Raw genomic sequence first — 10,228 nt, forward strand, 5'->3', positions numbered from 1 at the left:
ATGGCAGGTTACATTTCAGTAACAGGTCAATTTACCGTTGATGCTTCAACCATGGGCGGCGAGATGATCACCTTAGATCCTTATAAAGCCTTTGCATTCTTAGTAGTAGAAAAAGGCGTTATGATAGGTGGCGAGTTAGACGGTGCAACAGTGGATTTCACTGATGGAACCAATTCATACAGTGCTATGTCGGTTGGCGGTTTCGCTGATTTCAGCGATGTACTTTATGGCACTTACGACTACACCGTGAGTTTAGATGGTTATACAACCGTAACAGGACAATTTACCGTTGATGCTTCCACAAATGGTGGGCCAATGATTGAAATGGAGCCTATTCCAACAACAGTAGGTGATGTTTCTGTCAACTCAATTAAGCTTTACCCTAATCCAGCCATTGACTTTATTAATGTTGAGTTAGGTGCTGTTGAAACAACTGTAGTTATTTCGGTTATTAACAGCAACGGTGCTATTGTAAGTCAGATAGAAAGTGTTGAAAATACAACACGCCTTGATGTAAATGAATTAGCTAGTGGTGTTTACTTTATCAACGTAAGTGGTGAAGGCATTAGCCAAACCATCAAGTTTGTAAAAAAGTAAACTGATCAGAATAAAGCCGGAATACATTTATCTGTATTCCGGCTTTATTTATTCTGACGGTCAATGATCTTGGGTTAAAACATTTCCATGCGTATAAAAAGATGAAATGATCGATGTTGTTTATAAGGAAGAATTAGGAATAATTATTTCCGAATGTACTGGTGTTTTTAATCTGGAGTTAGTAATTGATTATATAGATAACCTTCGGAATACTATTAAAACAGAAGATCATTTGTTTATTTTGTTGGATTCGACACGTGCAGAAATAAAGATAGATCCCAGAAAAGAGCTAAGATGCTTAGTCAGTAAGCTAGGTGAAAAAACAAAAATCTATCGTCAAGTCTATGTTGTATTCGTGGTAGATAAGCCGTACGAGACCGTACTAGCATTGTTATTTAAAGAGATGTCCAACAGTGCCCATCGTATTGATATTGACATATTCTCAACACGTCATGAGGCTGAACGAAGATTAATTAATGTTCGGGAAAATGTAATAAGAACGAACAAGTAAGCATTAAAGATCGAAATATATAACCGCTATTCTTTTTGAGTAGCGGTTTTTTGTATTGACCTTTTTCGTATTGAGTCGCTCTATATTTACAAGCTGGCAATAACGAGCGACTCCGTTAACCTTTGTTTGAGGGAACGGTTCTCTACCACCATCTCGCTTTATAGAACCGTTCCGTATCAGCTTGAACCTAGGAGCCCTACTTGAACTTAAAGGGGTAAAAAACAGGTTTTAAATCTAACATCTTTGTTGTGTAAGATTAGAATAAAACTTAAAACAAAGAGTCATGAAACGAGCAACAAGAAAGATATCAATAAAGAAGAGTAATAAAATAGCGAGTTCCATCTCACCATTGAAAAGGAATATTGAGATAAAAATTTATTAAAGTTTATATAAATAGCAGTATTTGGTTTAATGATTAAGTTATCATTACTGGGCGGCGAAGGAAGCATAATTATTCCTAAGGTTTATAGCCTGGAGTTTCAGTTGCAGAAAAATGTAGACTATTAAATCATTTCCTTAAGAAACTTAAGCAAGGTTAAAAAAAGTATTGTTCGCCATTTCTGGAATGGTTGTTGAAAAAAGCAACATAGATTTTATTAACAGTATTTATATAAAACCATAATTATGACTGAGAAAATGTTAGCCTTCGTAAAAGAGAATGGAATTGAAATGCCAGTTGAAATTGAAGGAAATCCATTTGATGGATTATGTGATGAGGAAATTTTGAGAATTCAAATGGCAACACAGGGGCTGTTCGGCTACATGAGTCATTAAAGAAAAAGAAGGATAAAACATTGGTTTGGATTAAATCAGATCATTATGACAAAGAGATTTAAAGACTTTCTGGAGAAGTATGGAATTAAAGTACTAGAGCGACCATTAAGAGGTGTAAACCTAAAAGATATTGAAAAGGTGCACGTACAATTAAGTAGGCATCGGGTTTTTCTAAACTAATGTTTTTCATGAGTGAGGTGTTAAAGAGTTTGTTTCTATGAGCAAGCTCTTTATTTGTTTTACAACAACTTTGAATAGAATTGTATTAATGATGACTGTGTTTTGCTTAACTTTATTTCATAAAATCTATATCATGAAGCAAACCCTTACCTGGAAAAAGAAAACATTTAGTGAAGATTACCAAATCTACGATGGAGTAAAGCAGATTGGTTATTTGAAGAGTTCATCGTTTTCACAAATGAGCCGCGGAACCATCAATGGGAAGCAATTTCAATTTCGAACCAAGGGCTTCTTTAATCAGGAGACAACGATTGTTGATGGTTCTACCATGCAGCCCATAGGTCAAATAAGGTATAATTCATGGATGAGTAAGGCTCAGATAACATATGGGGATAAGAGCATTAGCTGGCAATACACCAATGCCTGGAATACCAAGTGGACATTGTCGGATGAAAAAGGTCTTCGTTATTTCTGTCAGAAAAAAGCTTGTGGTGGATCAATTGGAGTTAACGAAGAAGAAGATCTGTTAACCTTAACAAGTTTGTTTGTTACCAATTATTACCAACAAATGACAATAGCAGTTATGGTTGCTGTTTTTATACCTATTTATGTTTCGGTGCTTACATAGTTTTTAATAGTAGGATGGCATCGCCTTATATTTTATGCCTATCTTTCTTCAATGGTAAAATATTGGCTATTATTTATTAAGCTTCTAATAGTAGGTGTTGCCTCTTCGCAGTCGTCTAAATGTGATATTGAGGAGTTAAAGAATTCGAGACAATACTTTTCGCTGTATAAATGTCTGGAGGAAGCTGATCCTTTGAATACAGATGTTGAGTTGGTTTTACAAAAGGTCGATTTAGCACTCGACTACTATACAAGTAGTTATTACCACAGAGCCTTTGGGTATACAAATCTACGCGAAGGAGAGAGGCTGGAAGATATAAGACAGACGACTGAGGCCAGTAATGATTTTAGTTTTAATGTTGACTCGGTTTTGTTAAAACTCATTGATACCTACCCAAACGATTACAGATTACACCTCGGTTTAGGCAAGTATTATAAACAAGTTTTTTTATTGTTTGGCGATAGGTGGGGTAGGAAAAGTGAGTGGTTACTTGAGCAGAGCAAGTACTATTTGACCGAAGCATATCGAAATGGCGTTTATGATAGTTATAGTTTATATGTACTTGGGTACTACAATACCATTGTTGAAAACTACCACGATGCCAGGTATTGGTATCAAAAGTCGATTCAATTGAAAGATGATGCCTTGTGTAATTATAATTTAGCCATCGCTTGTTTGTTTGACGGCGCCTTTGTTGATGGATTATTACCTGCAAAACGTGCTTATGAGTTGTTCCAGGATTCGTTAAAGAAAGGTGATGCAGCTCGTATTACAGGCATCATGTTATCGAAGCGCGAACAACATGAAGATGCTTTGTTTTATTTCGAGCAAGCAAATAGCTTATCTCCCAGTTACAAGCCTAATCAGTTATACCTGCTTCGCACCTTTTTAAAATTGAATAGGGAAGTAGAAAGTTATGATCTGGCACTGGAGATACTCGAAAAGGAAGTTTATAAGCCGGATGTTTTAGAAGAGTACCTTGAGTTGTTTGAGCAGGAAGATGCTATTGCTTTATTAAGGAAGGTGTTTGATGCTACATTAGTCGCCTTTGAAAACGATGATGAAGCCGTTGGCAATATTTTATTTCATTTCGCTAAATTAGAATTCAGACAAGGGAAAAAGAAGAAATGTAAACGCTACTTAAAACAATCAAAGGAGCGATTCTCAAATGTTTTTGATGAAGGACACCAAGTCTTTCAGGCCTTAGATCAAATGTTAAATCACCTATAGTTAACAATCATCTTATATCTAGGATTTTTTAAAAAAATCAGATTACAAATTATTCAGAAATCATAACGGCTTTGAGTGTGAGCATCACTGCTTTGTGAAGATTTTGTATAAAAAAAGGACATTTGATGGAAAAAATTAAGAGTTTCATGCAATTTTTCAATTCGAGGTATATAATCTTTCAAATAAAATTATAGCTTTACGATGATAAAATAACCAGTAACAGCACGTTGTTGCTGGGTTATCTTCGACGGAGGATAATTTTTCGATCAGTATTAACTGTTCGTTAATATCTGAGAGATGCATACTTTGAATTATTCGTAATTCTTAAATTTTCCAATCTTGTGCTTCTCTCAGATTTTTTTATGCTCAAATGTTTGCATCAAATCCCGGACGAATAAATTTCCTTGCCTCTGGAAATAAGGCTTCTGATTCGCTTCTTAATTTTGAAAGGTGTTTAAGGATATTTAATATGCTATCTTCTTTTTTTGTCAAGTGTTGAAGTAAATTTTGCCAGGCCCATATCGACTCATCCATGGCCAGAAGTGCAATTTTAGCAGATCCATTACTGTCATAGATTTCTGATTCACCCGGTTCATCCGATTGAAGCACCATTGCTGCTCTCGATATTTTTGCTGGAATAAATAATTGAAACCAGGTTATGCTCTCAAAGTAGGATTGAATTTCATCTTCTTCTTCGGTAACTATTCTACTTTCCAGTTCGCGTTGGTTTGAATCTAACCAGCGCTTAACCTTTTCGGCATACGATTCGCTTTGTAATTCAACTGTGTGTTTTGGAGATGATGGAACTTCATCGTCTTGTTTAAGTTCAATGAGCTTTTCTTCGGCATCAATACCCCTTTTTGTAAGTTCCTCTTCTATAATTTCCGATGTGGCCTTTAAAATAACCATTAACTGCTTGTCTGAGTCGCCATCTTCACTTTCATCATTAGAGCGTTCTAGTTCTTGATTTAACGAAAAGGAGCTGCATTTATCTGTGAACGCACACCGATGACACCTTCCATCGCAATAATTATGAATGCCGGTTATGTAACTGTCGCAGCTTTTTTTACGCATCAACTCTTTAAAACGATCAACCTCGGATCTAATGTTAGCATCATCTTGCTCATTAAAATCAGGCATTAAATTTTCGAAATCAATTTCGCCATTGGCTAAAGCATGCTTACTGTCGTTCTCATCTTTGAAATTCTCACATATGGTACATTGTTCTGGAAAAGGACAGTTATCGTCGTCGAATTTGCACGTTTCAATCTGTACTGTTCCATCTTTGCAATGTATATGTTTACTGTCCCATTTTTTAACTATAAAATCATATTTAACTTCGCAAGTAACATCTTCAGGAAATATAAATTCAAGGTTAAAGCTTAGCAATAGTTGCTCAATGGCTTTAACTACATTAGTTATTTGTTCTTTGTTTAGCTTATCACTTGGTGGGAATTGATATTTCTCAATGCCTGTTAACTTTGATATCTTCTCGGGCGTACCATTAATATATTGATCGGCAAACTCATTAATGTAATCTGGCTCGTCATGTGCCAGTTTACTATCATGTTTATTCTTCGATTGATTAATTGATTCTATTAACTGCTTAATATAGTTATCCATTCACAACGTCACTTTACTTCATTCTGTTTAGATTTAAACAAGACTTTGGCATAAGTGTTTAATCTTTCTTCAAAAAACTTGAATTAATCATTAAGGATTTCAATTAGTGATACGTCGAAAATGGTAAGAGCGTATGGGCCGATACGACCACCTGATCCTTTTTTACCCCATCCTAATTCTGAAGGAATATAGAACTTGAAACGGCTTCCAACAGACATAAGTTGAAGGCCTTCAGTGTAGCCTTCAATGGTTTCGTCGAGTTTGAATTCTAGCGGTGTTGCATCCTTATAGGTGTCATCCAGCATTTTTCCACCTAATAACATAGCTCGTTGATGTACTTTAACTTTGTTTTCAATGCTCGGTTTTGGTCCTTGGCAATCTTTGATGATTTCGTATTGCAAACCTGAAGCAGTTTCAAAGGTACCAGGTTTATTTTTGTTCTGTAGTAGAAATTCTTCAGCGTTCTTGCGGTTCTGTCCTGCCGAACCACTATTTTGTTTTTTACCTTTTCCTCTTGCCATTGTAATAAAAATTGGCGTAAAGATAATATCTTTTCACTTTTGCATGCTGAACTATTGCTGGATGAAAATTATTATCTTCCCGAAAATTTCAAAAAATGAATGTTTACCTTATTAAAAGCTATTTCTGGTATTTGCTAAAATCACGTTTCCGCAAAGGGTACGGAATACATAGTCCATTTGTATTTGACTTGGTGCGCGAATTAGTGTATTGTAAACATTCGTTTTATGCCTATGAAAAGATAGCTTTATTTCGCCGAAAATTAATGCGAAGTAAACAGGTGCTTACGATGTCAGATTATGGTGCTGGTAGCTCTACCTTCAAAACGAAGAAACGTAATGTTTCTGAATTAGTTAGTAAAACATCGGTTACAAAAAAATATGGTGAACTGCTTTTTCGCTTAGTTAACCATTTCAATCCAGATACTGTTTTAGAGTTAGGTACCTCAATAGGTATGAGTACGGCTTATTTAGCTTTAAGTAATACTAAGCGAAAGGTATATTCCATTGAAGCTTGTGATGAAATGGCTCAAAAGGCAAAAGAGGGTTTGCAAAATCTAGGCTGTAATAACGTGAACCAGATTATTGGGCAGTTTTGTGATGTGTTGCCTGATCTACTTGGAGAAATAAAAACGTTGGATTTTGTTTTCTTCGATGGGCATCATCAAAAACAAGCAACGCTTGATTATTTTCATATGTGTTTATTGAAGGTTAGTAACGATAGTGTATTTGTATTTGATGACATACATTGGTCGAAGGGAATGGATGAGGCTTGGAACATTATATGTGAGAATCCTGCTGTCACCGTCTCCATGGATTTATTTCAGTTTGGTATCGTTTTTTTTCGCAAGGAATGTCAAAAACAGCATTTTATTGTGAAATATTAATTGCTGACAAAGCAGTATTATTTTATCCACGTAAAAAGGTATATTTGGTTTTTAAAACTTAAGAAATGCAAAACCTAGTCATTGAAATTGATAAGATAACGAAATTCTATCATGTTGGAACCGAAACTGTGAAGGCGCTTCAGGGTGTTTCTCTTTCTATTAAGAGGGGGGAATATGTAGCTATTATGGGACCATCAGGTTCGGGTAAATCTACTTTGATGAACATGATTGGGGCTCTGGATACACCAACTGGCGGTCGATATGTCTTGAATGGAACCGATGTTAGTCGTTTGAGCGATGATAGTTTGGCGGAAATCAGAAATAAGGAGATTGGTTTTGTTTTCCAAACCTTTAATTTATTGCCGCGATATACTGCTCTGGAGAATGCAATGTTGCCTCTTATTTATGCAGGTTTGCCAAAGAATGAACGCATTAAGTTGGGTAAGGAAGTGATGGAGAAAGTTGCTTTAACTGATAGGATGGAGCATCGCCCCAATGAAATGTCAGGGGGACAAAGGCAGCGTGTTGCTGTAGCGCGTGCGCTGGTTAATAACCCTTCTATTATTCTTGCTGATGAGCCTACAGGTAATCTTGATTCGAAAACGTCTGTTGATATAATGCGTTTGTTTAATCAGATACATCAATCTGGCAATACCATTATATTGGTAACGCATGAGGAGGAGATTGCGCAGCATGCACATCGAATCATTCGCCTACGTGATGGTTTGATTGAATCTGATACCATGAATGAGAAGATAACGATATCCAATTAATTTTTTGTTGAATTATACTTTTATGAGTAAGTCATTATAAAGGTGTATTAATAACCAGAAATTAACTTGCTTATTCACTTTTAATATTTAGCCATTTGTCAAAGTATGATCATAAAAATGAAATTCCACGATAATCGAAGTTGGAGGAATGGATTTTTTTTTTATATTCGCAGATAAGTAAAAGAGAAAGTAACACAATATTATTAATGTTAAATTGAGTTGTTATGTATTGGACACTCGAATTAGCCTCTAAGTTAGAAGATGCACCTTGGCCAGCGTCAAAAGATGAATTAATCGATTTTGCGATTCGTTCAGGTGCGCCACTTGAAGTGATTGAAAATCTTCAAGAAATAGAGGATGAAGGAGAAGTTTTTGAAAGTATAGAGGATATTTGGCCAGATTATCCAAGTAAGGAAGATTTTTTCTTCAACGAAGATGAGTATTAAAAAAGAGAGCTAAAAAAAGGGGTGTATACCCCTTTTTTTATTGTCCTTCTTCTTCGTCGTCACCAAATTTATAATCGTCATAAACTTTGGTGAGTTCCTTTAATTCCGGCAAATCTACTTTTTTGAAAATATCGAGTTTTGATTTAGGCCGTATGGATTCTAGCCAAATAAACCCTTGCAACCTAACATCTTCGGTTGGTAATATATAAGGTGGGTTTAAATTACCATTCGGATCAATTCGCATTTTTATACCAGATATTTGTCTGTTATTTAGCGATATGGTCAGATTACTACTCTCTGCTCTATTAACGCCTATAACTAAGTTTTTATCCTTTGGGTAATAAATTGTTTGTCCATTTCCATCAACATCAATTTTATATAGCTCATTGTCGCGAATGTAGCCAGTCATGTTGCGTCCTTTTATTTGATTAAACAGCAAGCTGTCTTCGGGGCTAACAATGAAAGCTGAATTGATCAATTCAGCCTTATCCATGGTTTGATTTTTAGTGTAAAGTTTTATGGTTTGGGCGGTCATCTGATTGTTCTGTGCCCAAAGAATTGGTGTGTTGTAAAAGGTGTTTGTCGAATCTCTGAAATCATATATCATCGAATCGCATCGACCTTGCATGTCTTTTCGAAAGAATTTTACATTGTAATATGCCTTCATCATTTTGCTGTTTTCCTCGGGTAGAGGAATAGCCTGTAAGGTGTCGGCATGCATAAACATCGTATCTCGTTGATAAATCTGTAGCAACTGAGCACTGTCTGTGGCTAACGCATATTCGGTAAGTTCGTTATAATAACCATAGTTCCCCTTTATAATAATGTGGTTTGTGGTGTCGTGAAGTTCAAAATTATTAAAGGCTTCTCCTAAACCATTATTACGGTCGTAGTAGATAGTATCACCTTTTAAAAGTTGTTCGGTACCTTGGATATAACTTTTTTGTTTCAGCTTTGCTTTATCATGCATTGTGTCGTAGTAGCCATCTTCACTATAAATGATATTGTCATCGCTTATAATAAATGTTGGACCCAAAATACTCGCAACTTCGGTAACAGTATGGTATTTTAAAGTATCAGAAAAAATGGTGTATTTGGGGTTTGTAACAACTACCGAATCTTTAAAATGCACCTCGCTTAAATCGGGGTAATAATAACCGAGATCACTTATTAGGTTATTGTCGCCACTTAGTACCTCACCACCATTAAAGTAATATCCAAAGTTGTTGACTCTATCAAAATCTAAGAATTCAGTTAAAATGGTGATGTCTTGTTTTTCGATTTTAACATTATCACGTACTTTTGCCATTCCAATTGAGCCGATGTAATTAAGGTAGTCACCATATAAATGGATGGAATCGTTTTGAATGATGTGTATATTGTTATAGGCTTCCACATAACTTGAATCACCAAATACATATGCGCTGTCGCAATACATGATTGTATTTTCATGAATAAGTTCAACGTTACCTATAAGTAGTTTAATGTTATCACCAACACTTTCATCTTGCTTAAGCTTATCAGAATGCTTAATTGTAATACTCGCTTTTTGTTTTTTCGAGTCTGATGATGTCTGTGCTTGACATGTTAGGGATAATATAAGTAGTATGAAAGCTAATCTGATTGCCATCCTTTGTTTATTGCGTTGTTATTGATGCAAAGGTGCTAAAAATTCCGCTTTATTTAAAGTTGGTAGATGATGCCATTTATATAAGTAATGTTAATAGTGAGCTCTTAAAATATTTTCAAGTCCTAACCCCCACGTATCCAGTCCCTAAAAACACCTTCAAAAACTTTCTTCAAAAAACCTTTCAAAGTAATTTGGACTTGTCAAAAACAATCCGTTATTTTGCACCCGCTTTGAGAGAAACACATGGTTGATTAAGGAGCACAGAGGCAGCAAGGGCTGCTGAAAAGGACTAACATTTTGGAATGATTTTTCGGATTGAAGAAAAGGGTTTGAGATGATTTTAGCACTCAAAAATAAACTTCAAAAAAAGCTGAAAAAACATTTGGAAAGGACGGATAAAAGTTCTTACCTTTGTCGCCGCTTCCCGCGAT

At 35.5% G+C, this 10,228-nt stretch carries 12 protein-coding genes; 9 read left to right on the top strand and 3 right to left on the bottom strand.

Going from position 1 to position 10,228, the window contains the following annotated elements; genetic code table 11:
* The 6 genes from ACRD7B_RS22020 to ACRD7B_RS22045 all read left to right on the top strand — a co-directional run.
* Positions 1 to 597 (top strand): T9SS type A sorting domain-containing protein (locus tag ACRD7B_RS22020; RefSeq protein ID WP_430826829.1); only part of this gene is annotated, 597 nt, incomplete at its 5' end.
* Positions 598 to 703: 106 nt separating this feature from the next.
* Entirely contained in the window at positions 704 to 1,108 is a 405-nt protein-coding gene (locus ACRD7B_RS22025) for a hypothetical protein (RefSeq protein ID WP_430826830.1), read from the top strand.
* A 624-nt stretch (positions 1,109 to 1,732) separates the two neighbouring features.
* Positions 1,733 to 1,882, top strand: coding sequence for a hypothetical protein (locus ACRD7B_RS22030; RefSeq protein ID WP_430826831.1), 150 nt, complete (start codon positions 1,733 to 1,735; stop codon positions 1,880 to 1,882).
* 45 nt (positions 1,883 to 1,927) lie between these two features.
* Positions 1,928 to 2,062: a hypothetical protein gene (locus tag ACRD7B_RS22035; RefSeq protein ID WP_430826832.1), complete on the top strand. Its 135-nt coding sequence runs from the start codon at positions 1,928 to 1,930 to the stop codon at positions 2,060 to 2,062.
* Between the two features lie 133 nt (positions 2,063 to 2,195).
* Positions 2,196 to 2,690 (top strand): hypothetical protein, encoded by a 495-nt coding sequence (locus ACRD7B_RS22040; protein WP_430826833.1) that lies wholly within the window; start codon positions 2,196 to 2,198, stop codon positions 2,688 to 2,690.
* 51 nt (positions 2,691 to 2,741) lie between these two features.
* The gene (locus ACRD7B_RS22045; RefSeq protein WP_430826834.1) at positions 2,742 to 3,920 is read left to right on the top strand and encodes a hypothetical protein; all 1,179 of its coding nucleotides are present in this window, start codon (positions 2,742 to 2,744) and stop codon (positions 3,918 to 3,920) included.
* Between the two features lie 366 nt (positions 3,921 to 4,286).
* Here ACRD7B_RS22045 and ACRD7B_RS22050 read toward each other — a convergent pair whose 3' ends face one another.
* Both ACRD7B_RS22050 and ACRD7B_RS22055 read right to left on the bottom strand, forming a co-directional pair.
* Positions 4,287 to 5,543 (bottom strand): hypothetical protein, encoded by a 1,257-nt coding sequence (locus tag ACRD7B_RS22050; protein WP_430826835.1) that lies wholly within the window; start codon positions 5,541 to 5,543, stop codon positions 4,287 to 4,289.
* Positions 5,544 to 5,626: 83 nt separating this feature from the next.
* Positions 5,627 to 6,064 carry an FKBP-type peptidyl-prolyl cis-trans isomerase gene (locus tag ACRD7B_RS22055; protein ID WP_430826836.1) on the bottom strand — a complete coding sequence of 146 codons (438 nt, stop codon included), beginning with the start codon at positions 6,062 to 6,064 and terminating at the stop codon, positions 5,627 to 5,629.
* Positions 6,065 to 6,159: 95 nt separating this feature from the next.
* Here ACRD7B_RS22055 and ACRD7B_RS22060 point away from each other — a divergent pair, with 95 nt between their 5' ends.
* From ACRD7B_RS22060 to ACRD7B_RS22070, 3 genes are all read left to right on the top strand, one after another.
* Positions 6,160 to 6,948 carry an O-methyltransferase gene (locus ACRD7B_RS22060; RefSeq protein WP_430826837.1) on the top strand — a complete coding sequence of 263 codons (789 nt, stop codon included), beginning with the start codon at positions 6,160 to 6,162 and terminating at the stop codon, positions 6,946 to 6,948.
* Positions 6,949 to 7,013: 65 nt separating this feature from the next.
* Positions 7,014 to 7,721 carry an ABC transporter ATP-binding protein gene (locus ACRD7B_RS22065; protein ID WP_430826838.1) on the top strand — a complete coding sequence of 236 codons (708 nt, stop codon included), beginning with the start codon at positions 7,014 to 7,016 and terminating at the stop codon, positions 7,719 to 7,721.
* A 224-nt stretch (positions 7,722 to 7,945) separates the two neighbouring features.
* Entirely contained in the window at positions 7,946 to 8,167 is a 222-nt protein-coding gene (locus ACRD7B_RS22070; protein WP_143304314.1) for a DUF2795 domain-containing protein, read from the top strand.
* A 37-nt stretch (positions 8,168 to 8,204) separates the two neighbouring features.
* On the opposite strand, the gene ACRD7B_RS22075 is transcribed toward ACRD7B_RS22070, so the two are convergent.
* Positions 8,205 to 9,797, bottom strand: coding sequence for an OstA-like protein (locus ACRD7B_RS22075; protein ID WP_430826839.1), 1,593 nt, complete (start codon positions 9,795 to 9,797; stop codon positions 8,205 to 8,207).
* Positions 9,798 to 10,228: the final 431 nt, after the last annotated feature.

The organism is Carboxylicivirga fragile (assembly GCF_050589805.1).
Taxonomy (GTDB): domain Bacteria; phylum Bacteroidota; class Bacteroidia; order Bacteroidales; family Marinilabiliaceae; genus Carboxylicivirga; species Carboxylicivirga fragile.

Bases quoted from the DNA above. Each gene is read 5' to 3' on its own strand.
- ACRD7B_RS22060 (WP_430826837.1), top strand. From the start codon at position 6,160: ATGAATGTTTACCTTATTAAAAGCTATTTCTGGTATTTGCTAAAATCA.
- ACRD7B_RS22050 (WP_430826835.1), bottom strand. From the start codon at position 5,543: ATGGATAACTATATTAAGCAGTTAATAGAATCAATTAATCAATCGAAG.
- ACRD7B_RS22055 (WP_430826836.1), bottom strand. From the start codon at position 6,064: ATGGCAAGAGGAAAAGGTAAAAAACAAAATAGTGGTTCGGCAGGACAG.
- ACRD7B_RS22030 (WP_430826831.1), top strand. From the start codon at position 1,733: ATGACTGAGAAAATGTTAGCCTTCGTAAAAGAGAATGGAATTGAAATG.
- ACRD7B_RS22045 (WP_430826834.1), top strand. From the start codon at position 2,742: ATGGTAAAATATTGGCTATTATTTATTAAGCTTCTAATAGTAGGTGTT.
- ACRD7B_RS22035 (WP_430826832.1), top strand. From the start codon at position 1,928: ATGACAAAGAGATTTAAAGACTTTCTGGAGAAGTATGGAATTAAAGTA.
- ACRD7B_RS22075 (WP_430826839.1), bottom strand. From the start codon at position 9,797: ATGGCAATCAGATTAGCTTTCATACTACTTATATTATCCCTAACATGT.
- ACRD7B_RS22065 (WP_430826838.1), top strand. From the start codon at position 7,014: ATGCAAAACCTAGTCATTGAAATTGATAAGATAACGAAATTCTATCAT.
- ACRD7B_RS22025 (WP_430826830.1), top strand. From the start codon at position 704: ATGATCGATGTTGTTTATAAGGAAGAATTAGGAATAATTATTTCCGAA.
- ACRD7B_RS22070 (WP_143304314.1), top strand. From the start codon at position 7,946: ATGTATTGGACACTCGAATTAGCCTCTAAGTTAGAAGATGCACCTTGG.
- ACRD7B_RS22040 (WP_430826833.1), top strand. From the start codon at position 2,196: ATGAAGCAAACCCTTACCTGGAAAAAGAAAACATTTAGTGAAGATTAC.